This window comes from Arthrobacter cavernae (assembly GCF_017368795.1).
Classification (GTDB): domain Bacteria; phylum Actinomycetota; class Actinomycetes; order Actinomycetales; family Micrococcaceae; genus Arthrobacter; species Arthrobacter cavernae.
This window is the reverse complement of record NZ_JAFNLL010000017.1, coordinates 74,469-99,187: the sequence shown is the minus strand read 5'-3', so window position 1 is coordinate 99,187 and position 24,719 is coordinate 74,469. Positions and strand designations below refer to the sequence as shown.

At 66.0% G+C, this 24,719-nt stretch carries 23 protein-coding genes; 7 read left to right on the top strand and 16 right to left on the bottom strand.

The genetic code is table 11. From position 1 onward, the window contains the following. Positions 1-132: 132 nt before the first annotated feature. From J1902_RS09190 to J1902_RS09180, 3 genes are all read right to left on the bottom strand, one after another. Entirely contained in the window at positions 133-3,105 is a 2,973-nt protein-coding gene (locus tag J1902_RS09190) for an exo-alpha-sialidase (protein ID WP_242701795.1), read from the bottom strand. Positions 3,106-3,652: 547 nt separating this feature from the next. After that, entirely contained in the window at positions 3,653-3,943 is a 291-nt protein-coding gene (locus J1902_RS09185; protein WP_207615947.1) for a DUF1540 domain-containing protein, read from the bottom strand. 117 nt (positions 3,944-4,060) lie between these two features. After that, positions 4,061-4,249: a hypothetical protein gene (locus J1902_RS09180; RefSeq protein ID WP_207615946.1), complete on the bottom strand. Its 189-nt coding sequence runs from the start codon at positions 4,247-4,249 to the stop codon at positions 4,061-4,063. A 324-nt stretch (positions 4,250-4,573) separates the two neighbouring features. On the opposite strand from J1902_RS09180, the gene purS reads away from it, so the two are divergent. The 3 genes from purS to purL are packed head-to-tail and all read left to right on the top strand — an operon-like array spanning position 4,574 to position 7,909. Then, positions 4,574-4,825: a phosphoribosylformylglycinamidine synthase subunit PurS gene (gene purS / locus J1902_RS09175; protein ID WP_207615945.1), complete on the top strand. Its 252-nt coding sequence runs from the start codon at positions 4,574-4,576 to the stop codon at positions 4,823-4,825. 1 nt (position 4,826) lies between these two features. Next, positions 4,827-5,594, top strand: a complete 768-nt coding sequence (purQ, locus tag J1902_RS09170; protein WP_207615944.1) for a phosphoribosylformylglycinamidine synthase subunit PurQ — start codon at positions 4,827-4,829, stop codon at positions 5,592-5,594. Further along, complete coding sequence (gene purL / locus J1902_RS09165; protein ID WP_307794405.1) at positions 5,591-7,909, top strand: phosphoribosylformylglycinamidine synthase subunit PurL; 2,319 nt, start codon at positions 5,591-5,593, stop codon at positions 7,907-7,909. The genes purQ and purL overlap by 4 nt, the downstream gene beginning before the upstream one ends. A 93-nt stretch (positions 7,910-8,002) precedes the next feature. On the opposite strand, the gene J1902_RS09160 is transcribed toward purL, so the two are convergent. The 9 genes from J1902_RS09160 to J1902_RS09120 all read right to left on the bottom strand — a co-directional run bounded on the left by J1902_RS09160 (position 8,003) and on the right by J1902_RS09120 (position 14,266). Continuing rightward, the gene (locus tag J1902_RS09160; protein ID WP_207615943.1) at positions 8,003-8,296 is read right to left on the bottom strand and encodes a DUF503 domain-containing protein; all 294 of its coding nucleotides are present in this window, start codon (positions 8,294-8,296) and stop codon (positions 8,003-8,005) included. Further along, positions 8,296-8,613, bottom strand: coding sequence for a putative quinol monooxygenase (locus tag J1902_RS09155; protein ID WP_207615942.1), 318 nt, complete (start codon positions 8,611-8,613; stop codon positions 8,296-8,298). The genes J1902_RS09160 and J1902_RS09155 overlap by 1 nt, the downstream gene beginning before the upstream one ends. A 96-nt stretch (positions 8,614-8,709) precedes the next feature. After that, complete coding sequence (locus tag J1902_RS09150; protein ID WP_207615941.1) at positions 8,710-9,603, bottom strand: carbohydrate ABC transporter permease; 894 nt, start codon at positions 9,601-9,603, stop codon at positions 8,710-8,712. After that, on the bottom strand, positions 9,603-10,625 hold the full coding sequence (locus J1902_RS09145; protein ID WP_207615940.1) for a carbohydrate ABC transporter permease: 1,023 nt from the start codon (positions 10,623-10,625) through the stop codon (positions 9,603-9,605). Before J1902_RS09145 ends, J1902_RS09150 begins: the two co-directional genes overlap by 1 nt. Continuing rightward, positions 10,622-12,031, bottom strand: a complete 1,410-nt coding sequence (gene ngcE / locus J1902_RS09140; RefSeq protein ID WP_207615939.1) for an N-acetylglucosamine/diacetylchitobiose ABC transporter substrate-binding protein — start codon at positions 12,029-12,031, stop codon at positions 10,622-10,624. Before ngcE ends, J1902_RS09145 begins: the two co-directional genes overlap by 4 nt. A gap of 208 nt (positions 12,032-12,239) precedes the next feature. Next, a complete protein-coding gene (locus J1902_RS09135) occupies positions 12,240-12,437 on the bottom strand; it encodes a hypothetical protein (protein WP_207615938.1) in 198 nt (65 codons plus the stop codon). A gap of 20 nt (positions 12,438-12,457) precedes the next feature. Then, positions 12,458-12,868: an MmcQ/YjbR family DNA-binding protein gene (locus J1902_RS09130; protein ID WP_207615937.1), complete on the bottom strand. Its 411-nt coding sequence runs from the start codon at positions 12,866-12,868 to the stop codon at positions 12,458-12,460. A gap of 49 nt (positions 12,869-12,917) precedes the next feature. Next, entirely contained in the window at positions 12,918-13,766 is an 849-nt protein-coding gene (locus tag J1902_RS09125) for a polysaccharide deacetylase family protein (protein WP_207615936.1), read from the bottom strand. A gap of 74 nt (positions 13,767-13,840) precedes the next feature. Continuing rightward, entirely contained in the window at positions 13,841-14,266 is a 426-nt protein-coding gene (locus tag J1902_RS09120; RefSeq protein ID WP_207615935.1) for a CoA-binding protein, read from the bottom strand. Between the two features lie 270 nt (positions 14,267-14,536). Here J1902_RS09120 and acs point away from each other — a divergent pair, with 270 nt between their 5' ends. From acs to J1902_RS09100, 4 genes are read left to right on the top strand one after another with little or no spacing between them, the layout of a single operon-like run. Then, complete coding sequence (acs, locus tag J1902_RS09115) at positions 14,537-16,693, top strand: acetate--CoA ligase (protein ID WP_242701794.1); 2,157 nt, start codon at positions 14,537-14,539, stop codon at positions 16,691-16,693. Then, positions 16,690-17,883 carry a dimethylsulfone monooxygenase SfnG gene (gene sfnG, locus J1902_RS09110; protein WP_207615934.1) on the top strand — a complete coding sequence of 398 codons (1,194 nt, stop codon included), beginning with the start codon at positions 16,690-16,692 and terminating at the stop codon, positions 17,881-17,883. Before acs ends, sfnG begins: the two co-directional genes overlap by 4 nt. Further along, complete coding sequence (locus tag J1902_RS09105) at positions 17,883-19,232, top strand: O-acetylhomoserine aminocarboxypropyltransferase/cysteine synthase family protein (protein WP_207615933.1); 1,350 nt, start codon at positions 17,883-17,885, stop codon at positions 19,230-19,232. Before sfnG ends, J1902_RS09105 begins: the two co-directional genes overlap by 1 nt. After that, positions 19,229-19,723 carry a CoA-binding protein gene (locus J1902_RS09100; protein WP_207615932.1) on the top strand — a complete coding sequence of 165 codons (495 nt, stop codon included), beginning with the start codon at positions 19,229-19,231 and terminating at the stop codon, positions 19,721-19,723. The genes J1902_RS09105 and J1902_RS09100 overlap by 4 nt, the downstream gene beginning before the upstream one ends. A 118-nt stretch (positions 19,724-19,841) precedes the next feature. On the opposite strand, the gene J1902_RS09095 is transcribed toward J1902_RS09100, so the two are convergent. From J1902_RS09095 to J1902_RS09080, 4 genes are all read right to left on the bottom strand, one after another. Further along, positions 19,842-20,459: a hypothetical protein gene (locus J1902_RS09095; RefSeq protein ID WP_207615931.1), complete on the bottom strand. Its 618-nt coding sequence runs from the start codon at positions 20,457-20,459 to the stop codon at positions 19,842-19,844. Beyond that, complete coding sequence (locus J1902_RS09090; protein ID WP_207615930.1) at positions 20,456-21,010, bottom strand: RNA polymerase sigma factor; 555 nt, start codon at positions 21,008-21,010, stop codon at positions 20,456-20,458. The genes J1902_RS09095 and J1902_RS09090 overlap by 4 nt, the downstream gene beginning before the upstream one ends. Before the next feature lie 533 nt (positions 21,011-21,543). Further along, positions 21,544-22,833: an adenylosuccinate synthase gene (locus J1902_RS09085; protein ID WP_207615929.1), complete on the bottom strand. Its 1,290-nt coding sequence runs from the start codon at positions 22,831-22,833 to the stop codon at positions 21,544-21,546. Positions 22,834-22,991: 158 nt separating this feature from the next. Next, entirely contained in the window at positions 22,992-24,713 is a 1,722-nt protein-coding gene (locus tag J1902_RS09080) for a choice-of-anchor G family protein (RefSeq protein WP_242701793.1), read from the bottom strand. Positions 24,714-24,719 lie beyond the last annotated feature (6 nt).

Below are 24,719 nucleotides of genomic sequence, written 5' to 3'. Positions count from 1 at the left end.
CACACCTGGACATTTTTGCCTTGTCACGCCCGGCGGAAAGGGCTCCCAAAACAGGAAGAGCGGGCCGGTGGAAGATCCACCGGCCCGCCCAGTTGTTTACCGCCTGCCGCGGGGCAGGGGTCCTAACCCAACTCAGCCTTTGGGCGTGACCTGCAGGAGGTCGAAGGAGACCTGGTTTCCGTCCTTGTCCAGCACCACCACGTCGTCGCGGCCGTTCTGCACGTCGGAGGGCAGGATGAACTCAACCGTGTTGTCGGTGGTGGGGAAAATCCAGCCGATCCGGTAGCTCTTCTTGTTGAGGTAGACGTAGTACCACTGGCCGTAGTCGAGACCCTTCAGGGTCACCTTCTGGCCGTTGCAGTATTTATCCTGGGTGCCCAGCTCGAGCGGAGCCGTCTGCTCCCCGAGGTCCTGGACGGCCAGGACGGGAACCGTCTCCGGCTGCGCCGGCTGGAAAGCCAGCACGACGGCGCCGCCGGTCACCGTGACCGTGACCCGCTTTGCGCCGTTGGAGGCGGTTGCTTCGAACGACACGGCGTCGAGGCGGCCTGCCGCGATGTCGGCTGCGGTCAGGACGTGCTCGCGCGTTGCCGTCACGGTCCCGCCCACGGCCACGTTCGGCTCACTGATCGAGGCGTCCGGTGCACTCAGCCCGGTCAGCGAAACATTGCCGGCGTTGCCCACCGTGTAGGTGTACGTGACGGCATCGCCCGCGCTGGCGAAACGGTCGCCGTCGGCGTCGTTCCACTCGGCGGCCACAGTGCCTTCAAGCTTGGCGTCACGGACCTTCAGGTCAACTTCGCCGCCGTCGATCGTGTAGTTCTTGCTGCTCTGGCCCGCGGAGCTGACTTCCCACGTGGTCTGCGGGACGAAGAAGCCCTGCGCGGCCTCGTCCACCGTCACGGCGTGGCGCGGCGTCGCGCAGCTGTAGCCCTGGCCGGCCGGCAGCACGCCGTAGCGGCAGTTGCCCGGGCCTTCAGGGACGAACGGGCTGAAGTTGCCGGCAGTGGGGACCACTTTTTCCACGAGCGGACTCGTGTTGCTCACACTGAACGTGTACGGGAAAGCGTCACCGGCAGCGTACGGCTGGGTGGCGAGATCGCGCCCGGCATCGCCGCGGGCGCCCGTGATGGCGGCGGAGACAAGGCCGTCACGCAGTGCCACTGCGGCACCGGTGAACGGAACCGTCTTGGTGAGCGACGGCGTCGCGCTGGCCGTGATGGTGAAGCTCGCCTGGGGGACGAAATAGCCGCGGGCGATGTCCTCGGCCGTCAGCGTGTGCTTGGCCGTGGTGCAGTTGTAGTTGGCGCCGGCGGCCAGGCTGTTGAACCGGCAGTTGGGCGAGCTGGGTGCGCCCGGGGCGGGCGGGAGGAAGCCGGTCTCAAAGTTGCCGGAGGCGGGCACTGAATTCGCGGTGACGTTGGCGGTGCTCTTGACGTTGAACGTGTAGCCCAGGACGTCGCCCGTCTGGTACGGGCTGGTGACGACGTCGCGGGCAGGGGCCGTTCCGGTGATGGTGAGGCCCACCTGCGGGGCTGCCGGGACGGTGGCCGTGAAGGTGAACTGCGAAACCCGGCCATCCGCCGTCGTGAACGCGGCGTTGAGGTTCTGCGGGCCGCTGGCGTTCGCCGGTGCGGTCAGGTCCACGTTGACGGTCACCGAGGCGCCGGGCGCGACGTCGGGGACGGGCACCGTGGTGGCGGTCCAGCCGGTGGGGGTATAGACCGTGGCGTTGGCGCCGGACAGCGTGGTGGCTTCCTGGTTGGTGACGGTGACCGCTATCTGCTTGGTGGCGCCGGGGGCCGTGGTGAGGGCTGGCACGGACAGCGGGGCGCAGACGTAGTTCAGCCACGCGTCGTCGAACTTCGCGAACTGGATGTTGTCGGTGTAGTTGCCCTCGTACAGCACGCCGAACTTGCCGTCTTCCAGCCGGGTCACGGTGGAGTAGGCGGAGAAGCCGGAGCGGATGGTGCGCACGCCGGGCCAGGTGGCGCCGTCGTCGCAGGAGACGCGGGCGGAGACGTTCTCACGGCCGGTCTTGGAGTTGGAGTTGGTGAAGATGAGCTTTTTGGCATCGGACGAACCCTGCTCCGCCGCCGGGAACATCCGGGCGATGGCGCCGTTGTTGGCCGGGTCCGGGAGCTCGGTGTCCTGGGTGACGGGACCGTAGCTGGCGCCGCCGTCGGTGGAGACAGCCACCTTGCGGTAGCCCTGGTTGGCGTTGTCGCGCGAGTTCAGCAGCACGCGGCCGTCGGAGAGCTCAACCGTCTTGTTCTCGTCCATGCGGTCGCCCACGTTGGCGCCCTTGTGCCACGTGACGCCGTGATCGTCCGAGTAGACGCTGTAGGCCTGGATCTTGTTGGTGCCGTCGGCTTGGCGGACATCGCCGGCGTACTGCTGGACCAGGCGGCCCTTGTACTGGCCATACTTGAGCTGGATGCCCTCACCGGAGGAGGCGAAGTTGGAGCGGACGTCGCCGGCTACCGGGCTGGTCTTGCTGGTGCCCGGCTTGGTGACGTTGGTGATGAGGCGCGGCTGGCTCCAGGTGACGCCACCGTCGGAGGACTCGATCACGGCGGAGGAGATCACGGTACGGTCGGCGTCGTCGTTGCCGAACTGGCTGCCGTGGAAACCCTGGTCCTTGGAGTACACAAAGAGGTTGAAGACCTTGCCGGCCTCGGCATCGTAGATGTAGGACGGGTCGCTGTAGCCGTACTTGGGCCCGGTGGCGTCGCCCATGTGGCCTGCGGCGATGACCTGCACTGGACCCCAGGTCTGGCCGCCGTCGGTGCTGCGGCGCTGCACGATCGAGTTGGCATTCGGGGCATCGGCGGCGCTGCCGGGACGGCCGTCCCAGGAGGCGAGCACCACGTTGTTGCCCAGGTACGTCAGGGCGGGAATCCGGTAGAAGAAGTTGGCCGCCGTGCGGTCGGCACCGATGTTGGACTCGGTGAAGACACCCGGCGCCGCGGCCGGGTTGTTCGGCGGGATCGGGGCGGCGTTGGCCGGCAGCCCAAGCCCGGCCAGAAGGCCGAGGCTCAGAGCACCGGCGGCCGCGGTGCGGCAGGCGATGGCCAGTCCAGAGTGCGTGCATGTGGATTTCAAAATCCAGCGTCCTTTCGTAGTACCGCGCTGGGCGGCCTTGCGGGGATCGAACGAGTGGCTCGGGGCCTTGCGGCGACATTGTGCTACGTGCCACATCGAACGTCCTACAACCATAGGGTGCCGAGGGTCACACTTCCAGAGCGACATGCAATAAAGTGATTTCTTCGCCCAGATTGCGCCCACAAGGCGTCAGAAGCGGGCCGGTTCCAGCCAAGTTCGGCTTGGTCGAGCGGCGAGCGACGTGGGCCGGCGCCGTCCCCCGACATCCATGCGTGAGGTCTCAACTCTTTGGAAGCTTCAAAGAGTCGAGACCTCACTCCTCGGCGGCCTCAGGTGCCCCTGGCGGGCGCGGCCACGCCGGCGGGCACAGGCACGCGGGAGGCGCTGGTCGTCCGGCGCGCGGGCGCGAGCACACAAACTCCCCCGCACACGCAAAAGCGGGCACGCCCCCGTCGGAAGGGTGCGTGCCCGCTATGCGGATCGGGATCTGACTTATGGACCTAGCTCGGGGCTCTTGCCTGCGAGCCTCGGACGTCAGACTCGGATGTCAGGCGTGCTCGTACGTCAGGCAGTCGGCCGCTTCGGCGCCCGGGCCAATCTTGACGTCGTGGGCCTCGCACATGAGGTGCTCGTTGTGAACGCACTCCGCACGCTGGCAGGCGCCGACGTGGGCCAGGACCTTCGGGAGCCCGCCCATTGCGGTGGTGTCAATGAAGGTGGCGCAGGATGCGTGATCTTTGGTTCCGCCGATGGTGATGCCATAAGCGGTACAGCCATGGTGGTTGAATCCGCAGCTGCCAACACTGCAGGCGGAGACTTCGGCAACATGTTCGGTCATGGTTCCTCCTGGTCGCAATGAATGCTCAATCGAGGGACGGGCCCCTGTGTACGTACCAAAATACGCCGGATTGGGCCGCTTTGACCGCCACAAATAGCGCATTTGTACGTGCGCTATTCAGGACTGCTTGGGAGTGCGCAGGGCGTCGCTGATCCTGGCCCGCGTGGCCTCGTCCAGCGGCGCCGTCACATGCTGCTCCCGGGCCGCCCTGTCCGCCTTGACCTTCTGGAAGACCATCCGGCCCAGGCCCGCAAAAACTGCCGCAACAACAACACCCAGCACCATCGACTTTGGTTTCTCCGCCATGCCGCCATCCTAGTGACGCGGCCCACGGCAGGCCAGAGTCGCCGTCGGGCGCTTCCAATACGCCCAAAAACCGCGGCAGGACTCCTTTTTGCGTCATTTCGGCGGCGCCTCTTCACTGATCGTCGGTGAATAGGGTATGGGCGGATCGCCCGGTAGAATGGGCATGCAAGCTCGCGGAGCGCCCCCCTCATGCTGTTTTCAAGAACACTGTTGCTGAACACTGTTTGGATAACACTGTTTGGATTCAGTTGAACGGCGTGAGACGGCAATTCTCCGCGACACCCTTATTTAAGGTTCACCCAACTCACGCACAGGAGTTACCGGATGCCCCGGATCGTCGTCGACGTCATGCTTAAGCCCGAGATTCTGGACCCTCAGGGGAAGGCCATCGTGGGTGCACTGCCCCGCCTCGGCTTCACCAGCTTCAGCGCTGTCCGCCAGGGCAAGCGATTCGAACTGACCGTCGATGGCGAGGTGACCGACGCCATCCTCGCCCAGGCCCGCGAAGCCGCCGAGACCCTGCTGTCCAACCCGGTGATCGAAGACGTCGTCAACGTCGAGGTCGTCGAGGCCTGACATGACTGAACTCCCCTTGATCGGCGAGGCTGCGGCCGCCGCCGACGCTTCTGGTGCCCGCGAGCTCGCCGGCGCCCGGATTGGCGTCGTCACGTTTCCCGGCTCCCTTGACGACCGCGACGCCGCACGTGCAGTCCGCCTGGCAGGCGGCACCGCCGTCTCGCTGTGGCATGCCGACACCGTGCTGGCCGACGTCGATGCCGTGGTCATCCCGGGCGGATTCTCCTACGGTGACTACCTGCGCGCGGGGGCCATTTCGCGCTTCGCCCCGCTCATGTCCAAGATCGTGGACGCCGCCAACTCCGATGCCAAGCTTCCTGTGCTGGGTATCTGCAACGGCTTCCAGATCCTGACCGAGTCGCACCTGCTGCCCGGTTCCATGATCAAGAACGACCACCTGAAGTTCCTGTGCCGCGACCAGGTCCTGCGCGTAGAGAACAACTCCACCATGTGGACCTCGGACTACGCCGCCGGCCAGGAAATCACGATTCCGCTGAAGAACCAGGACGGCCAGTACATCGCGGACGAGAAGACCCTTGACGCCCTCGAGGCCGAGGGCCGCGTCGCGTTCCGCTACGTGGGCTTCAACCCGAACGGCTCGCGCCGCGACATTGCCGGCATCTCCAACGCCGCCGGCAACGTTGTGGGCCTCATGCCGCACCCGGAGCACGCAGTGGAAACCGGCTATGGTCCGGAATCCAACGCCGGCACCGATGGCCTGGGCTTCTTCACCTCTGTCCTCAACAAGCTCGTGGGAGGCGCCAAGTGACTATTTCCGCTGACGCAGTCAACAAGAAGTTCAACATCGACACGGTCGAGAACGCTGCCAAGACGCCGGACACCGAACTGCCGTGGGCCGAACTGGGCCTGAAGCAGAACGAATTCGACGAGGTCGTGAAGGTCCTGGGCCGCCGCCCCACCGGCGCCGAACTGGCCATGTACTCCGTGATGTGGAGCGAGCACTGCTCCTACAAGTCCTCGAAGAACCACCTGCGCCAGTTCGGCGAAAAGGTGACCGACGAGATGAAGAAAGACATGCTGGTGGGCATCGGCGAAAACGCCGGCGTCACCAACCTGGGCGACGGCTGGGCCGTGACCTTCAAGATCGAGTCCCACAACTCGCCGTCGTTCGTGGAGCCCTACCAGGGTGCCGCAACCGGCATCGGCGGCATCGTCCGCGACATCATCTCCATGGGCGCCCGCCCGGTGGCCGTGATGGACCCGCTGCGTTTCGGTGCCATTGACCACCCGGACACCGCCCGCGTCATGCACGGTGCCGTTGCAGGCATCGGCGGCTACGGCAACTCGCTCGGCCTGCCGAACATCGGCGGCGAAATGGTCTTCGACGCCGTGTACCAGGGCAACCCGCTGGTCAACGCACTGGCCGTTGGCGTCATGCGCCACGAGGACATCCGCCTCGCCAACGCCTCCGGCAAGGGCAACAAGGTGGTCCTGTTCGGTGCACGCACCGGCGGCGACGGCATCGGCGGCGCCTCGGTGCTGGCCTCCGAGTCCTTCGACGACACCAAGCCCTCCAAGCGCCCCGCCGTGCAGGTGGGCGACCCCTTCGCCGAGAAGGTGCTGATCGAGTGCTGCCTCGAGCTGTTCAAGGGTTCCCTCGTTGAGGGCATCCAGGACCTCGGCGCCGCAGGCATCTCCTGCGCCACGTCCGAGCTGGCCTCCAACGGCGACGGCGGCATGCAGGTCGAACTGACCTCCGTGCTGCTGCGCGACCCCACCCTGACCCCGGGCGAGATCCTGATGTCCGAGTCGCAGGAACGCATGATGGCCGTGGTCACGCCCGAGAACATTGCCGCTTTCGAAGCGGTCATGGACAAGTGGGCCGTGGAGTACTCCTGGCTGGGCGAGGTCACCGACACCGGCCGCCTCATCATCACCTGGGACGGCGAAGTAATCGTCGACGTCGACCCGCGCACCGTGGCCCACGACGGCCCCGTCTACGACCGCCCGTACGCCCGGCCCTCCTGGCAGGATTCCGTGCAGGCCGATTCGTTCACCGGTTCCGTACAGGATGCCGGCCGCCCCTCCGCCCCAGCGGAACTGGCTGCCGCCGTCACCGAACTCGTCGCCTCGCCGAACATGTGCGACAAGTCCTGGATCACCAAGCAGTACGACCGCTACGTCGGCGGCAACACCGCCATGGCTTTCCCGGATGACGCCGGCGTGGTCCGCGTGGACGAGGAAACCGGCCTGGGCGTGGCCCTGGCCACCGACGCCAACGGCCGCTACACCTACCTCGACCCGTACCACGGCGCACAGCTGGCCCTGGCCGAGGCCTACCGCAACGTCGCCACCTCCGGCGCCGTGCCGATGGCCGTCAGCGACTGCCTGAACTTCGGTTCCCCCGAGGACCCGGACGTCATGTGGCAGCTCGCCGAGGCCATCCGCGGCCTGTCCGACGCCTGCATGGTGCTGGGCATCCCGGTTACCGGCGGCAACGTCTCCCTGTACAACCAGACGGGCACCACGCCGATCCACCCCTCCCCCGTGGTGGCAGTGCTCGGCAAGCTCGACGACGTCGCGCGCCGCACGCCGTCGGGCTGGAAGGAAGACGGCCAGGCCATCTACCTGCTGGGCACGACGGCGGCGGAGCTGGACGGTTCGGAATGGTCCAACTTGCGCGGACACCTCGGCGGCCTGCCGCCGAAGGTTGACCTCGCCGCCGAACGCGCGCTGGGCGAGATCCTCATCAACGCTTCCCGCGACGGCATGATCGACTCCGCGCACGACCTCTCCGAAGGCGGCCTCGCGGCAGCCCTGGTGGAGTCCTCGCTGCGCTACGGCGTCGGTGCCCGGATCGCGCTCGAGGACCTGCTGGAGCGCGACGGCGTGGACCTGTTCACGGCCCTGTTCTCCGAGTCCCAGGCGCGCGCCCTGGTGGCGGTTCCCCGCTCCGAGGAAGTCCGCTTCAAGGACATGTGCACCGCCCGCGGCTTCGCACACCTCCGGGTTGGCGTGGTTGACGCTGCCGGCGGCCAGCTGGAGATCAACGGCGTGGAGACGCTTTCGCTCGACGCCCTCCGCGAAGCCCACGAGGCCACCCTGCCGAAGTACTTCGGCTAAGGCAGGAATTCAGAAACCGCACCCGTTGCGGACCAACGCACCCATTCGAATGGGTGCCGCGGTCCGCAGCGGGTGCGGTTTTTGCGTTGGCGCTCAGTCTTCGCTGTGAAGCTCCCGCTGCCGGGCGCTGAGCAGCTCCAGCTCGGGACGGGCCGCGACAAAGCGCTCGACGGCGTCGAGCACCTCCACGAGGTGCGCCCGGTCTGCCGCGACGAGGCCGGCACCCACCAGGGCCCGGCGGTGCTGCTCAAGATGGCCCGTCTCGGCCGCCGTGACCTCGAACCGCCTCTTGAGCTCCGCGATCAACGGGCGCACCAGGGACCGTTTCTCCTTCAGGCTCTGGACGTCGCCCAGGAGGATGTCGAACTCGATCCAGCCGATCCACATCAGACGGCCAGTTCGCCCATGCTGTCCCAGCCGTCGCCGTCGAGCTGGCGGCTGACGATCCGGGGCGTTTCCACGAGGGCGGGCAGCATGTCCACCATGGCCTTCTTGAAGTGTTCGCTGTTGACGTGGTCTCCGGCGGCGTCATCCTTGAAGGCTTCCACCAGGACGAACTCGCTGGGGTCCTCCACGCTGCGGGACCAGTCGAACCACAGGTTGCCCGGTTCCGCGCGGGTTGCCGCGGTGAAGTCGGCCACGAGGTCCAGCCAGCGTTCGGTCCATTCGGGCTTGGTCTTGAATTTGACGACGATGAAGATCATGGGATCAGTCTCTCATCGGATGGGGTGGGACAGCCCGACGGCGGCCCCCGCCTTAAGGTGAGGACCGCCGTCGGGCGTTGACTCGGGAGAGCGGCGCTATTTGGAGGTGCCCTGCGACACCGAACCCTGCAGCTGGCGCTGGAAGATGACGTAGACGATCAGCACAGGAACCACCGTGACGGTGACCGCGGCAAAGAGCGCGCCGAAGTCCACGGCGTAGCCCATCTGGCCCGCGAAGGCTGCCAGGCCCTGGGAAAGCACCCGGGGTCCGGCGGCGTTGATCGCCACGGGGATGAGGAACTGGTTCCACAGGCCCAGGAAGTTGAAGATGGCCACGGACGCGAGCCCGGGCTTGGCCATCGGCAGCATCACCTGGAAGAACGTCCGCCACTGCCCTGCGCCGTCCAGGGCCGCCGCCTCGGTGATTTCATTCGGCAGCGACTTGAAGAAGGAGAACAGGAAGAACACGGTGAACGGGAGCGCGAAGCCGACGTACGTGATGATCAGTCCCGGCAGGGTGTTGAGCAGGCCGATGTTCTTCAGGATGAAGAACAGCGGGACCATGGCCAGGAAGATCGGGAACGTCAGACCGGCCAGCATCAGGTAGTAGATGGCCTTGCTGCCCGGGAACGCGTAGCGCGCCAGGACGTAGGCGCACATGGCTCCGAGCACCATGACGATCACCAACGCCGAGCCCACCACGATCACGGAGTTCAGGAAGTAGCTTCCGATTCCGGCTTCGCTCCAGGCCCGGATGTAGTTGTCGAAACGCCACTGCGAGGGCAAGGCGAACGGCGAGGCGAAAATCTCGCTGGACGTCTTGAAGGAGGACATGAAAGTCCAGAGGAGCGGCAGGATCACGATGAGCGACCAGATGGTCAGGGCAGAGTGCGAAACGGCGCCCACCACCTTGTCACCGGGCGTGGTGGCCGGCTTGCGCGGGTTGAAGTGCAGCGACTTCATTTCCTGGTTGGCGGTTCTGGTACTCATCAGAGGGACACATCCTTGTCGCCGCCGGTGAGCCTGTTGACCAGGAACACGAGGCCGGAGAAAATCAGGGTGGCTACGGCCAGCACAACGCCCATGGCGCTGGCCAGGCCGAACTGGCCCTTGGTGAAAGCGGTGAAGAAGAGCTGCTGGGCCATCACCAGGGTGGAGTTGTCCGGGCCGCCTCCGGAGTTCAGTGCGGCCATGTAGACGAACGCGTCCAGCGCCAGGATGCCCATGTAGATGTAGGCGGTCTGGATGTTGTCCCGGATCAGCGGGATGGTGATGGAGACGGCGGTGCGGAAGCGCCCCGCGCCGTCGATCCTGGCCGCCTCGAACAGCTCGGCCGGGATGCCCTTGATGCCTGCCACGAACAGCACCATGTAGAAGCCGATGAAGCCCCACACGATCACGAACATGGTGGCGATCATGGCGGTGTTCTTGTCCCCGAGCCATGCGAAGGACTTGAACTGCTCCAGGCCCATGGACGTGAGGATGCCGTTCAGCAGACCGCCGGAAGGATCGTAGATCTGACCCCACATGATGCCGATGGCAATGGCCGGGATCGTGTACGGGAAGAAGGAGACAACTCGGTAGAAGCTCGAATTGCGCAGACCCTTGATCTGGCCTTTGCTGCTTCCGCCGACGGTCACGAAGGTGGCCAGCACCAGGCTGAGGATGATGGTGATGATCGGCAGGAAGATGACCAGCAGGATGTTGTTCCCCATGGCCTTCATGAAGATGTCATCCGTGAAGATGCGCTGGTAGTTCTCCAGCCCCGTGAAGTTCTGGGTGGGCGAGAAGCCGGTCCAGTCCGTCATGGAGTAGTAGAACGCCTGAGCGAACGGCGAAATCACAAACAGGACGTAGATGGCCAGCGGCAGCCCGAGGAACACCGCGAAGAAGCTGACCTTGTCGAACGTCAGGGGCTTGCGCCGCCGCTTGACGGCGGGTGGAGCGGTGTCCGGAACGACGGCGGTCAGGCCGCCGTCGTTCCGGCGCGGCTTTGTTTTCACTTCTGTCACTTCACTTCAATCTTCTTGACCGAGCTGTCGTTGCGGACCTTGTCGGTGATTTTCTGCAGTTCTGACGTCAGTGTTGCCACGTCCGCCTTGCCGTCCAGGAACGAGTTCATGATCACCAGCTGGTCCTTGTTCATGCCGTAAAGGTCAATGAAGTTCCAGGTGAAGATGTCCTTGCCCGCGTCCCCGAGCATCTTGGTCTGGGAGACCAGAGCGGTGGAACCGAAGCCGTCCGCGGGGACGGTGCCCTTGACGATGGTCGGAGCCAGCTTGGTCTTGGCGAAGTTGGTGGCGGCCTCCTTCGAGAGCATGACGCGGAGCAGTTCCTTGCCGCCGGCCACGTTCTTGCCCTGCGACGGGACTATGAACGGCTCGCCTGCGGCGCTGTGCATGGCCGCGAACGGCAGCTTGGAGCTAGCCGTCAGGGTGGGGACGGGAGCGCCGGTCATCTTGAAGCCGGCCTTGGTCTGGTCCTTCATTTCGTTTTCGATCCAGGAACCGGACGGGTACATCAACGACTCCTGGGCGTTGGTCCACTGTGCCTGGGCCGCTGTGAATTGGGTTCCCGAGCCGCCTGGCTTGAAGTAGCCGGCCTTGACGATCTTCTCCACGGCGGTGAAAACGCCCTGCAGCGCCGGGTGCGACCAGCCGTCTGCCTTGAGGTTTTCCAGGCCCAGCCGGACGTCGTGGCCGCCTTCCTTGATGGCGGACTCGATCATCATCCAGAGATAGTAGGAAGCGGCTTCCTTGCCCCAGACGAACAGGTACTTTCCCTTTTCCTTGGCCTTTCCGCCCAGCTCGTATGCCTCGTCCCAGGTCTTGGGAACGGTCCAGCCGTTCTCCTCGAACAGCGACGCCGAGTACCAGTTGGCGAACACGGTCAGCACATAGTTCAGGGCTGCCAGCTTGCCTTCAAAGGTACCCGGGGCAAGGACGCCGTCGTAGAGGGTGTCCCTGATAACGGTTCCCTCGAGGTTCTTGGCGTCCACCACGCTGTTCAGGTCCTCCAGCTGGGCCAGGATGGTGCTGAAGCCGATCGACTTGGCGCCGGAGTTGTCGATCAGGTCCGGCGGGTTGCCGCCGACGAAGCGCGGCTGGAGTTCCTGCGCGATGTCCGTGGACGGCGCGATCTTGGCCGTGGAACCGGCGTGCTTTGCTTCAAACGCCTTGCCGGCGAAGTCGACGTAGTCGATCCCGTAGCCGCCCTTGAAGATCACGGCATCAACGGTGGACTTGTCCGCCATGCCAAAAGGGTTGGCGTCGGAGATGGTTCCCGTGGGGCCGGCGGTGCCTCCGCCGCCGCCCCCTGCACAGGAAGCCAGTGCGCCGCCCATCGGCACGAGCACTGCTGCGGCGAGTGCTCCACGCAGGAATCCGCGGCGACCAAAGGACTGGTGCTGAACGTTCATTTCTAAACCCTTCAGTGACTCGTTGTGCCGACTGGTGCGGCACGCAGGCCGTTAGTCGGGCAGTGGGGACGATCGCGAACGACGCCGTCCTTCGTGTGACATACTTCACCACGAATGATCGAAAATCAATATTTCACGCTAGTTTCGATCAACATTTGTCAAAGTGTGATCGTTTTGTGATCCCCTCCCATCCAGCGTTTCCGCTGCTTCAGAGCCTCTCCCAGTGTCCTCCCGCCAGCGACTTTCCGCACTCGTTAATGGCTTCACGGGCCCGTATTTGCTGGTTTTCCGTGCCCACGCGCCCAGCCCACTGCTCGGCCAATTGGAACTCCACCATGGCCTCAGGGAAACGCGCAGCCGCGTGCAGGATCCAGCCCCGTTCCAGCAGGATCCGCACGCCCACCATGGGGGTCCTGGAGCGTGGCGTCAGGTACTGCGCCCCTGGGCGAGCCGGGCCCAGCCGAGCTGTTCCTGCTGCTTGCGGCTCAGCGTGGCCACCACAAGGTCGTAGGAGTCCTCCACCATGTCCCGGACCATGTCGTCCGGCAGGGCGCCGTCCAGGCGGACGCCGTTCCAATGGGTCTTGTTCATATGCCAGGCGCCGGTGATCTCCGGATGGGCGGCACGCAACTGCCCGGCCAGGGTCGGTTCGCATTTGAGGCTCACAGACCAGTTGTCCGGATCCATGGCCGACAGGGCGAACATCTTGGCCTCATGCCGGGCCCCGCCGGCGACGGCGGCACGCACCTTGAACACGGAGGTTTCGGCGCCGAAGGGGAAGTCTTCGAAGGCACCGGGGAACCCCAGGCAGATCTCACGGAGGCGGGAAACGTCCATGGGGCGAGCCTACCCGGGGCGGATGGGCCGGTGAACCCAGTGAGCTGCCTCAGGCCACGCCGAGGAAGTCCTCCAGCAGCACCACTTCCAGGCCGGCGGCGAGCTGGGCCGCACGGAAGGCCGCCAGGTCGGCCGCGAACTCGGGACGGAAGTGCATCAGCACGATGTCCCCGGCGCGCAGCGAATTGCCCACCTGGTAGTCCATCCTGCCGGCATTGGCCTTGGCCTCCCAGGTCACGATCGCTTTCATCCCGGCGGCCGCCACTGCCTGGCGCATCGCCCCGGAGTACGCGCCTCCGGGCGGCCGGAACAGGGTGGGGCGCCGGCCGTACTGCAAGCCGGCAAACTGCTGCATGCCCTCGATGTCGTTGAGCTGCTGCTGGTAGCTCCACTGCCGGACCATGTTGATGTTGTGCGAAACCGTATGGTTCTCGATGAGGCTGCCCTGGGCCTGGAACGCCTTGAAGAACGCGGGATTGTCCTGGACGGAATTCTGCGTCAGGAACAACGACGCCGGGTAGTCGTGCTCCGCCATGAGCCTGGCCATCTCGGGAGTCTTGGTGTTGCCGTCGTCGATCGTCAGGAAGACCACGGGGTGCTTGGTGTCGATCTTGGTGATGACCGGGGCCAGGCCGTCCCGGATCGGAGGCAGAGCGAAGTCCGGGATAAAGGTCCGCCGGATCCGCTTCTTGACAGCCGGCGTGGGTGTTGCGGTTGGTGCAGGCGTTGCGGAGGGAGCTCCCGACGCCGGGACGCCGGCGCTCGGCGGCAGCTCCGCCGTCGGGGTCGCGGGAGCTGCACAGGCGGTGATGCCGGCCAGAAGAGAGACGCCGAGAACACCGATCGCGGCGCGTCGGCTGGCGCTCCGGGGGGCCACCTCTGGGTGGTCGTTACACATGGCGGTCCCGGTGATCGGAGGGAGGGTTCTCCAGCAGATTAGCAGCCGGCCGGGTCCCAGTGGGCCCGGCCGTTCTACAGGCCGTAACGCCAGCCCACTTGGGCCGGGCAGAGGTTCATGACGACGTCCAGTCCGGCGGCCTTGGCCCGCTCCGCCGCGTCCTCGTCGATCACGCCGAGCTGCAGCCAGACGGCCTTCGCACCGACCTCGATGGCTTGGTCCACCACGGCGCCCACACGCTGGGAGTTCACAAAGCAGTCGACGACGTCGATTGGCTGGCGTTCCAGGGGCACGTCGGCGAGGAACTTGTAGCCTGTTTCGCCGTGGACGTCCTCGCCCCGCATGTTGATGGGGATGATCTCCATGCCCATGGTGCCGCGCACATAGAGGGCCACCTCGAAGGCGGAGCGCCACTCATTCGTGCTCAGCCCCACGATCGCCCAGCGGCCTTTTGTTCGCATAAGGCGGTCTACAACAGCCGGATCATTGACGTGCGTCATGCCCCAAGCCTACTCCAGGGGCAAAGTGGTCCAGCCGATCGAATTTATGAATGAATCTCTGGCAAATCTCAGGCAGGGCATGAATATTACGCATCAAGACCGCGTGATTTTGAGTGGACTGAATGATCGGCTTTAGTTGAAAGCGACCATCCCGAGCGGCCGAGAGACCTGGATCCATGACGCCGCAGCAACCCAAAACCAGCGAACCGCGGGCGACCATCCCACACGTTCAGCAACGGGTGCTACCGCCAGGACCGATGGAGTTTCTTCATGTCTTTTGCGGTACCGCCACACCTGATTTCACAAACCACTTCGGACGCGACGGCGATCGAAGCAGGGCTGCTTGACGCGCCCGGCTCCATTCGCGGCTCTTCGGGATGGTCCTCGACCGAGCCCACGGACGGCGCTGTGCACGGCGTTTTCTCCAGCGACCGGGCGCGTCACCGCAGTTCAAATACCAACGGCTTCGACCCTGCCGGCTCTGCCGTGGCCTTTTGGGAAGAGCAGGCCCTCCGGCTGGACTGGGCCGAGGCTGACTGGGCGGGCGCTTCCGGGCCGGAAAAGCCCTGGCACACCGCCCACGCCTGGGTGCCTGCCGATGCTGAGGCCGGCCGCGGCCCGCAGATCAGCTGGTTCGACGGCGGCAAGCTCAATGTTGCCTACAACTGTGTGGACCGCCATGTGGAAGCCGGGCGCGGGGACAAAGTGGCCCTGCACTTCGAGGGCGAGCCCGGCGACCGCCGCACCATCACCTACGCGGATCTGCAGCGCGAGGTCTCCAAGGCAGCCAATGCACTCCTGGCCCTGGGCATCACCAAGGGCGACCGCGTGGTCATCTACCTCCCGGTGATTCCCGAAACCGTGGTCATCACCCTGGCCGTGGCACGCATCGGCGCCATCCACTCGCTCGTCTTCGGCGGCTTCTCGGCCGAGGCCCTGCGCTTCCGCGTCGAGGACACCGGCGCCAAGCTCCTGGTGACCACGGACGGGCAGTTCCGCCGCGGCGCAGCGGTGCCCGTGAAGGACAATGCGGATGCCGCCGTCGCCGGAGCCAACGCCATCGAGCACGTGCTGGTGGTCAACCGCACCACGGCGCCCGAAGACCTGGCGGCCGTCCCCATGACCGCAGGCCGCGACGTCTGGTGGCATGACGTCGTCGGGCAGGCTTCAGAGGTCCACAAGCCCGAGGCGTTCGACGCCGAAACCCCCCTGTTCATCATGTACACCTCCGGGACCACCGGGAAGCCCAAGGGCCTGGTGCACAGCTCCGCTGGGTACCTCACCCAGGCGTCCTGGAGCTTCGAGCACCTGTTCAGCAACCCGGATCCCGCGCTCCGTGACCAGGACGTGCACTGGTGCACCGCGGACCTCGCCTGGGTCACGGCCCACACCTACGAGATCTACGGACCGCTCTCCAACGGCGTCACCCAGGTGATCTTCGAAGGCACCCCCAACACCCCGCACCCGGGGCGGCACTTCGAGATCATCGAGCGTTACGGCGTCACCCAGTACTACACCGCGCCCACCCTGGTCCGTTCCCTCATGGGCTGGTTCCCCGACGGCGTCCCTGCGGAATACGACCTCTCCAGCATCCGGATGCTCGGCACCGTGGGCGAAGCCGTGAACCCCGAGGCCTGGCGCTGGCTGCGCGAGAACATCGGTGCCGGGACGGCACCCGTGGTGGACACCTGGTGGCAGTCCGAAACCGGCGCCACCATCATGTCGCCTGCTCCCACGGACACCGAATTCAAGCCCGGCTGCGCCGCCCGCCCGCTGCCCGGCGTCAGCACCCGCGTGGTGGACGAGAACGGCGAGCGCACGGCGCCCGGCGTCCAGGGCTTCATCGTGGTGGACAAGCCCGGGCCGGCCATCGCCCGCACCGTGTGGGGCAACCCGCGCCGCTACTTCGATTCGTACTGGAGCCAGTACGCGGAGCAGGGCTGGTTCCTTGCCGGCGACGGCGCCAAATACGACGACGACGGCGACATCTGGATCCTCGGACGCGTGGACGACGCCCTCAACGTCTCCGGACACCTGCTCTCCACCATCGAGATCGAATCGGCCCTCGTCTCCCACCCGGACGTGGTGGAGGCCGGGGTGTGTCCCGTGGCCGATCCCACCACCGGGCACGCCGTCGTCGCGTTCGTGGTCCTCCGCGGCGACGCCACCGGTGACGCTCCGGCGGACGTTGCCGCGGACCTCCGCAACCACGTCGCCGCGGTGATCGGCCCCATCGCCAAGCCGCGCGACGTCGTCGTGGTGGCTGACGTACCCAAGACCCGCAGCGGCAAGATCATGCGCCGGCTGCTTACCCAACTCTTCGAGGGAACCGCCCTGGGCGATACCACCTCACTCCAGAACGAACCGGCGATTGCCGGCATCCAGGACGTCCTGCGCGAGCGGGCTCTAGTAAAGGAAAATTCATGACCGAGATCAGCAACGTGGCCCGACTCTCCGAGCCGCTCAAGTTCGCCTACTGGGTACCCAACGTGTCCGGCGGCCTGGTGGTCTCCACCATCGAACAGCGCACCGGCTGGGACTTCGACTACAACAAGAAGCTCGCGCGGATCGCCGAGAACTCCGGCTTCGAGTACGCCCTGACGCAGACCCGCTACGCCGCCTCCTACGGCGCCGACAAGCAGCACGAAGCCACGTCCTTCAGCCTGGCCCTGCTCGCCGCCACCGAGCGCCTCAAGGTCATCGCCGCCGTCCACCCGGGCATGTGGCACCCCGGCGTCCTGGCGAAGTACATCATCACCGCAGACCACATCTCCAACGGCCGCGCCGCCGTCAACATCGTCTCCGGCTGGCTCAAGAACGAGTTCACCAACTTCGGCCTCGAGTGGCTGGAGCACGACGAACGCTACGTCCGCACCGAGGAATTCATCAAGGTCCTCCGCGGCCTCTGGACCGAGCAGGAATACAGCCAGTCCGGGAAGTACTACAACATCACCGACTTCACGCTGAACCCGGCCCCCGTGGACATCCCGGGACGCGCGCACCCGGAGATCTTCTTTGGCGGCAACTCCACCGCAGCCCAGGCCACGGCCGGCCGCGTGGCCGACTGGTACTTCTCCAACGGCAAGGACCTGGAAGGCTTCAAGGAAAACATCGCCGGCGTCGTGGCGGCTTCCTGCGAGACCCGGCGCGGCACCGAGGGCCAGCTGGCCGCCCCGCGCTTTGGCCTCAACGGCTTCGTCATCGCCCGCGATTCCGAGAAGGAAGCCCGCGACACCCTCCGCGAGATCGTCGAAAAGGCACACAAGCCGGCCGTCCAGGGCTTCCGCGATGCCGTGCAGGAAGCCGGTCCGTCCACCAAGGACGGCAAGGGCATGTGGGCCGACTCCACGTTCGAGGACCTGGTCCAGTACAACGACGGCTTCAAGACCCAGCTGATCGGCACCCCGGAGCAGATCGCCGAGCGGATCGTCGAATACAAGAAGATCGGCGTGAACCTGTTCCTCACCGGCTACCTGCACTTCCAGGAGGAAGTCGCCGCGTTCGGCCAGGACATCCTGCCGATCGTCCGCGAACTCGAGGCCGACCTTGCCCGCAAGAACGGCACCGAGCTGGACCTGTCAGGCACGCCGGCTGCGAAGGTCGAGGTGGCCGTCTGATGGCCGACCGCACCTTCGGCTTCCGCACCCGCGCCCTGCACGCCGGCGGCACCCCCGACGCCGAGCACGGCGCCCGCGCGGTGCCGATCTACCAGACCACCTCCTTCGTGTTCAAGGACACCCAGGACGCGGCCAACCTCTTCGCGCTGCAGAAGTACGGCAACATCTACTCCCGCATCGGCAACCCCACCGTGGCAGCGTTCGAGGAGCGCATCGCCTCGCTGGAGGGTGGCATCGGCGCCGTCGCGACGTCGTCGGGCATGGCGGCGGAATTCATCACCTTCGCCGCGCTGACCCAGGCGGGCGACCACATCGTGGCGGCCTCCCAGCTGTACGGCGGCACTGTCACCCAGCTGGACGTCACCCTGCGCCGCTTCGGCGTGGACACCACCTTCGTACCCGGCACCGACCCCGCAGACTACGCGGCGGCCATCAAGGAGAACACCAAGGCGATCTTCGTCGAGGTGGTGGCCAACCCGTCGTCGGAGGTCCAGGACCTTGAGGGGCTGGCGAAGGTAGCGCACGACGCCGGCATCCCCCTGGTGGTCGACGCCACCTTGAGCACGCCGTACCTCGTGCGGCCGATCGAACACGGCGCGGACATCGTGATCCACTCCGCCACCAAGTTCATCGGCGGGCACGGCACAACCCTGGGCGGCGTGATCGTGGAAAGCGGACGCTTCAACTGGGGCAACGGCAACTTCCCCATGATGACCGAGGCCGTGGCCTCCTACGGCAACATCTCCTGGTGGGACAACTTCGGCGAATACGGTTTCCTCACCAAGCTGCGCTGCGAGCAGCTGCGCGACATCGGCCCGGCGCTCACCCCGCTGGCCGCCTTCCAGCTGCTGCAGGGCGTCGAAACCCTCCCCCAGCGCCTGGACGAACACCTGAAGAACGCCCAGGCCGTGGCCGAATGGCTCGACGCCGACCCCCGAGTGGCCTACGTGAACTACTCGGGCCTGCCGTCCCACCCACACTTCGAACGCGCACGGAAGTACCTGCCGCTGGGCCCCGGCTCGGTGTTCTCCTTCGGTGTGGCCGGCGGACGCGCGGCCGGGCAGAAGTTCATCGAATCCCTGCAGCTGGCCTCGCACCTGGCCAACGTGGGCGACTCCCGCACCCTGGTGATCCACCCGGGCTCCACCACGCACCAGCAGCTCAGCGGTGAACAGCTCGAGACCGCCGGGGTTCCGGAGGACCTGGTCCGCATCTCGGTGGGCCTGGAAGACCTCGACGACATCCTCTGGGACCTGGACCAGGCACTGGCTGCCGCCTCCACCGCTTCGGCGGAAGACGCCGTCGTGGTTGAAGAAGCTGAGTCCTGCACGATCGGAGCACGCGCATGAGCACCGGACCCCGCACCTGGGAAGGCCCCTCCGCACCGGAACGCCTGGGCCTGCTGCGCGACGCGAAGTCGATCGCGATCGTGGGTGCCTCGGACAAGCCGTCCCGGGCCAGCTACTTCGTGGCCACGTACCTGCTCTCCTCCACCCGCTACAAGGTGTACTTCGTGAACCCCGTGGTCAAGGAGATCCTGGGCCAGCCCGTGTACGCCTCGCTCGCCGATCTGCCGGAGTCACCAGACGTGGTGGATGTCTTCCGCAAGCACGACGACCTTCCGGGCGTCCTGGCGGAAGCGAAGTCCGCCGGCGCCAAGACGCTGTGGCTGCAGCTGGGCTCCTGGCATGAGGATGTGGCCCGCGACGCCGAGTCCGCCGGCCTGAACGTGGTCATGGACCGCTGCGTGAAGATCGAACACGCCCGTTTCCACGGCGGCCTGCACCTGGCCGGCTTCGACACCGGGGTGATTTCCTCCAAGCGGCAGCTGCTGGCCTAACGCTTTTAGCTCAAGTACGACGACGGCCGGTGCCCTCCCTTCGGAAAGGCGCCGGCCGTCGTCGTACTTAAGCTCTTCTCCTCAGCGGTCAGCGCTGGTGAAGCGGCGGCGTGGTGCCTCAGCCTTGGTCATTCTTGGGTTCGGCTTTGGGCACCTCGGGAAGGGGCTTGGTCTCCGTGGTGTTCTCCCGTTTGGGCGCAGGTACGGCCGGAACCGCAGGCACCGCCGCTTGCTCCGCGGGGGCGCTCTCCCGCTTGGGCGCGGGGACGGCCGGAGCCGTCAGCTGCTCGGCGGGAGGCACGGCCGCAGGGTCAACCGTGGGCGCCGGTGCGGTGGTGACCTTGGGGGCGTCCGGGACGGGAACCTGCGGCTGAGCCGGCGTCGGAGCGACAGTCCAAGCCGGCGCCCAGCTCTCCAGCATGCGGTCGACGAATTCCGGCCGCTCGCTGAAGCCGGAACTCGCAGCGGCAACGCCGCTGACGCCAAGTCCCATGGCCGCCAGCACGGCGACTCCCACGACGGCGGGGCGGTGGTTGCGCAGCCAGCGGCGCTTGCTGAGGTCATCGGTGGGTCCGGCCAGCATGGCGGCCAGTTCCGCTCCGGGCGCGGGTGCGGGCATCGTGGCAAAGGAGCCCAGAGAGTTGAGCACGGCTGTCAGCGCGGGCGCGTCCCGGAGACCGGCGTCGAGCATCACGTCGTCCACAATCTTTTCGCGTTCGATATTCCTGCACGTCATGGCGCCACATATTCCTTTACTGCCGACTGCTCACGGAGTGTTATCAGTGCCCGGCGCTGCAGCTGTTTCACTGCGCCGGCGGTTTTCCCCATAATGTCGGCCACCTGCTCAACGGTCAGACCGGCGACGATCCGGAGGGTCAGGACCTCCCGCTGGTCCTCGCCGAGGATATCCAGCAGTGCCATGACTTCGCCCGGTGCGAGGCGGTCCATCGCTTCGGCCTCTGCCGAACTCGACTCGCGTGTGTCCCGCTCCGGTTCAAACTCACACTGCTCCGGCGCCCTGCTTTGCCGCCGGTGGTCATCCACCATGCGCGCGTGGGCAACCGAAAAAACGAAGGTCCGCAGTCCGTGCACCCCGCCGGTGATCGAATCGATCCGGGGCAGGACCGCCAGAAAAACGTCCTGCGTAACGGCCTCGGGGTCCGTCACCCCCTTGGCCGTCAGATAGCCGAGGACCTGGCCCGCGTAGGCCTGGTAGACGGCGCTGAAAAGCTCCGCATCCCGGCCACGGAGGGCACGCAGCGCGTCATCGGTCAATGCGTCGGTCACAGGGGAAGGGACTTTCGGTTGGCGACAGATCCTTGGCTCCTCGAGCCAACTGAGTCCACCGCGGTGGCCGGAGGACAACTTTACCTAGGGTAGCCGCTGCGCCTGCACAGCCGAAACACTTGATCACGTGGCTGCCGAAAAGTCGTCCGGATATGGAAGAGCCGAGCCGGAACATGATGGGGGACAAGTTCCGGCTCGGCTCTTTCAAAGAGGTAATCGACGGGGCACCCACAAGGGTTACGCAGATGCGAAAGTTTTTTGGGGAGGTTGCCGGGGCCTTCCCGTGGCGCCAGGTGCAACGAGGCGGCCACCCCGCGCCTCACCCGGGGGCCACCTTGCGCCGCCCCGGACTTGATCCAGCAGATCTGGCGGGTCAAGGCCGCCCACGTCGCCGACGTCGCCTCATCTGCTGTCTGGACTGCATCCCTGGACTGTAGCTGCTGCCTGGACCGTAGCTGCTGTCTGGACGGGCCGGAAACTACGACGGCGGGCCACCCATAAGGGTGACCCGCCGCCGTCGTAATCTCTGAAAGTTAGTCCTGGATCAGATCGCGGACCACGATGGTCTGGTCGCGGTCCGGGCCGACGCCGATCGCGGAGAAGCGCGTGCCGGAGAGCTTTTCGAGGGCCAGCACGTAGTTGCGGGCGTTCTCGGGGAGGTCCTCCAGCGTGCGGGCGCCGGTGATGTCCTCGGTCCAGCCGTCGAAGTACTCGAAGATCGGCACCGCGTGGTGGAACTCGGTCTGCGTCATGGGCATTTCGTCGTGGCGCACGCCGTCAACATCGTAGGCAACACAGACCGGTATCTGCTCGATCCCCGTGAGGACGTCCAGCTTGGTGACGAAGTAGTCCGTGAAACCGTTCACGCGCGAAGCGTGGCGGGCCAGGACGGCGTCGTACCAGCCGCAGCGGCGCGGACGGCCGGTGTTCACACCGAACTCTCCGCCGGTCTTCTGCAGGTACAGGCCCATCTCGTCGAAGAGCTCCGTGGGGAACGGGCCGGCGCCGACGCGGGTTGTGTACGCCTTGATGATGCCGATGGAGCGCGAGATGCGGGTGGGGCCGATGCCCGAGCCCACGGACGCGCCGCCGGCGGTGGGGTTGGAGGAGGTCACGAACGGGTAGGTGCCGTGGTCGACGTCCAGGAACGTGGCCTGGCCGCCTTCCATGAGCACAACCTTGCCCTCGTCCAGGGCATTGTTGAGGACCAGGGTGCTGTCGATGACCAGCGGGCGCAGGCGCTCGGCGAAGGACAGGAAGTAGTCCACGATCTCGTCCACCACGATGTCACGGCGGTTGTAGACCTTGACCAGGAGTTCGTTCTTCTGGCGCAGCGAGCCTTCAACCTTCTGGCGGAGGATGGATTCGTCAAAGACGTCCTGGACGCGGATGCCCAGGCGGGCCACCTTGTCCATGTAGGCCGGGCCGATGCCGCGGCCGGTGGTGCCGATGGCGCGGCTGCCGAGGAAACGCTCCGTGACCTTGTCCAGCACCTGGTGGTACGGGGCCACCAGGTGGGCGTTGGCGGAGACGCGCAGGCGGGAGGTGTCCGCGCCGCGGGCTTCCAGGCCCTCGATCTCCTCGAAGAGGGCCTCGAGGTTCACCACGCAACCGTTGCCGATGATCGGAATCGCGTTGGGGCTCAGAATGCCGGCGGGAAGGAGCTTGAGCTCGTACTTCTCACCGCCTACGACCACGGTGTGCCCGGCGTTGTTGCCGCCGTTGGGCTTGACCACGTAGTCCACGCGGCCACCGAGCAGGTCGGTTGCTTTGCCTTTGCCTTCGTCGCCCCACTGGGCGCCGACGATCACGATAGCGGGCATGGGATCCTCCCCCATTCTTTCGGGCCAAGCCGCGATGGCCTGGCGCCGTACATGAGAACGCCCCGAACCTTTCTGGTGCCGCCGCTTGGCGCAGCAAACGCAAGAGTTCCGGGGCTCTTACCAGCCAAGTTTAGCGGATGCGGCCCGGATCCTCGGTGTCAGGGGGCGCGGAGTGACGCTGGACCCGCCGAGGCATTGCCGAGCGAGAGGCTGAGGAGGCTTGCACTGTCGATCAGTCCCACCCTGAGTGCCGAAACTTTGTACTCCCCGACGGCGGCCGTGGCGTCGGCGGGTTTGGTACTGGTCCAGGGCTGGTCGGGCTGGACGTTGACGCGGATGGAGACGGTGCTACTGAACGCGGTGAGGATCGGGGCGACGGCGTTGACCACCGGAGTGATGAGCGACTGCAGGCCTGTGCCCAGCGCTGGGATTATGCCCGAATTGAAAACGGTGGCGTTAAGAACGGTCTGCACTACGCCATTGGTGCCACTGAGCAGTGCCCCGGTGATGGGAGATAAGAGCGCAGCCACCACACCCCCGAGATCGAGTCCGATGACATCGGCCGTCACCGCCGGCGCTACAGCTGTGCCATCCAGGAACTGCCCGAGCGTGGATGGACCCATGTTGACCCCGATGGTCGCTGCGTTGATGCCGGCCAGTTTCAGGGTGATATTGGTGGTGGCGTTCAGGGTGATGGCCCTGAGTGCCGTGGTGAGTGCTGTGAGGACACGGGTCTTCCATGCGTTCAAGAGTGCCGTCACCTTACTGGTGACGGCGGCGGTTATGGCCGCGTCCAACACCACAGCGTGGTTGGGGCCCATGCCGTTCAACCCGGTGGTGCCGCCAGCCAGCGACGCGATGTTGACGCTAATCGTTCCAGCCCCCAAATCAACAGTGACGATGCCGTCCGTCATCGACTCGGTCATGAGGGCGGTCACCCCGGACAGATCCGGGGCGGACAACGTGGCGTTGGTGCTGATGGAGCCAAGAGTCAGGGTGCCTAGGAGCGGATTCACAATGGCGGATATGCCGTTGGTGATCCCGGTGGCCAATCCGCCGGTCCCCAGCAGCGCATTCAGCTGGGTCGGGACCGCGCCCACCAGCGTGGCACCCTGCGTGGACAGCGCTCCCACCGAGGCAACATTTGCGTTCAGGTCCAAGCTCGCAATGCCGTAGTCCCGCTGGACCGTGGGTGTTGCGTCCAGGGCCGGCCAGCCGTTCACCATCTCACAGGCGTCCAACTGGGCCGAGGATGCGAGCGCGCCAATGTCAAGGGTGACGCCGCTCAGCGAAGCAGGCACCAGTGCACCCAGTGAAATGCTGGCTGCCTTCGGAGCCGTGGCGCTGCCGTTAGCGGTCCCTGCAGCGTCAACGGTGCCCGACTGGTCCGAGACCAGGCCGGCGGCACCGCGGGAGTGGCCGTTGTTCTGCGACTGTGCCCATTGTGTGTACGTTCCAAGGCCGCCCACGGGGATCCCCAGCCCCAGGGCTGCGGTGATGGGATTGCTGCCCAGCGCGGTGACAGGCAGCTTGCTGATGAAGGCATCTGCTGTGCCGGGCACTGGCGTCGCGGATACCGGCACCGGCGAAGCCGTGGCGCCGTTGTTGCTGACCGTGAGACCTTCGACGCCGGCAATGGAGTCCAGGCTCGTGCTCAGCACCGTACCGCTGAGCTGCCTGGCCCAAGCTTGGTTCGTAAACATCGTATTTGTGGTGCAGTCGCCGGGCGCGCTGACTCCGACCGAGGCCTTGACCCATTCGCTGTCGGTCCACGCGGCAGACGTGATGCTCGTTCCTGCGGTGACGGCAATCGCAGTGGCGGCCGCGACGAGCAGCGAGCGGCGGGGCCGGTCAAGAAGGCGCCGTGTCAATCGGGTCATGGTGCC

What these genes read in the sequence shown, in the direction of transcription:
- J1902_RS09085 (WP_207615929.1), bottom strand. Translation starts at nt 22,833, where the DNA reads ATGCCCGCTATCGTGATCGTCGGCGCCCAGTGGGGCGACGAAGGCAAA.
- ngcE (WP_207615939.1), bottom strand. Translation starts at nt 12,031, where the DNA reads ATGAACGTTCAGCACCAGTCCTTTGGTCGCCGCGGATTCCTGCGTGGA.
- J1902_RS09125 (WP_207615936.1), bottom strand. Translation starts at nt 13,766, where the DNA reads ATGTGTAACGACCACCCAGAGGTGGCCCCCCGGAGCGCCAGCCGACGC.
- J1902_RS09100 (WP_207615932.1), top strand. Translation starts at nt 19,229, where the DNA reads ATGAGCACCGGACCCCGCACCTGGGAAGGCCCCTCCGCACCGGAACGC.
- J1902_RS09105 (WP_207615933.1), top strand. Translation starts at nt 17,883, where the DNA reads ATGGCCGACCGCACCTTCGGCTTCCGCACCCGCGCCCTGCACGCCGGC.
- sfnG (WP_207615934.1), top strand. Translation starts at nt 16,690, where the DNA reads ATGACCGAGATCAGCAACGTGGCCCGACTCTCCGAGCCGCTCAAGTTC.
- acs (WP_242701794.1), top strand. Translation starts at nt 14,537, where the DNA reads ATGTCTTTTGCGGTACCGCCACACCTGATTTCACAAACCACTTCGGAC.
- J1902_RS09135 (WP_207615938.1), bottom strand. Translation starts at nt 12,437, where the DNA reads ATGGTGGGCGTGCGGATCCTGCTGGAACGGGGCTGGATCCTGCACGCG.
- J1902_RS09120 (WP_207615935.1), bottom strand. Translation starts at nt 14,266, where the DNA reads ATGACGCACGTCAATGATCCGGCTGTTGTAGACCGCCTTATGCGAACA.
- J1902_RS09180 (WP_207615946.1), bottom strand. Translation starts at nt 4,249, where the DNA reads ATGGCGGAGAAACCAAAGTCGATGGTGCTGGGTGTTGTTGTTGCGGCA.
- J1902_RS09155 (WP_207615942.1), bottom strand. Translation starts at nt 8,613, where the DNA reads ATGATCTTCATCGTCGTCAAATTCAAGACCAAGCCCGAATGGACCGAA.
- J1902_RS09160 (WP_207615943.1), bottom strand. Translation starts at nt 8,296, where the DNA reads ATGTGGATCGGCTGGATCGAGTTCGACATCCTCCTGGGCGACGTCCAG.
- J1902_RS09185 (WP_207615947.1), bottom strand. Translation starts at nt 3,943, where the DNA reads ATGACCGAACATGTTGCCGAAGTCTCCGCCTGCAGTGTTGGCAGCTGC.
- J1902_RS09080 (WP_242701793.1), bottom strand. Translation starts at nt 24,713, where the DNA reads ATGACCCGATTGACACGGCGCCTTCTTGACCGGCCCCGCCGCTCGCTG.
- J1902_RS09095 (WP_207615931.1), bottom strand. Translation starts at nt 20,459, where the DNA reads ATGACGTGCAGGAATATCGAACGCGAAAAGATTGTGGACGACGTGATG.
- J1902_RS09150 (WP_207615941.1), bottom strand. Translation starts at nt 9,603, where the DNA reads ATGAGTACCAGAACCGCCAACCAGGAAATGAAGTCGCTGCACTTCAAC.
- J1902_RS09130 (WP_207615937.1), bottom strand. Translation starts at nt 12,868, where the DNA reads ATGGACGTTTCCCGCCTCCGTGAGATCTGCCTGGGGTTCCCCGGTGCC.
- purS (WP_207615945.1), top strand. Translation starts at nt 4,574, where the DNA reads ATGCCCCGGATCGTCGTCGACGTCATGCTTAAGCCCGAGATTCTGGAC.
- purQ (WP_207615944.1), top strand. Translation starts at nt 4,827, where the DNA reads ATGACTGAACTCCCCTTGATCGGCGAGGCTGCGGCCGCCGCCGACGCT.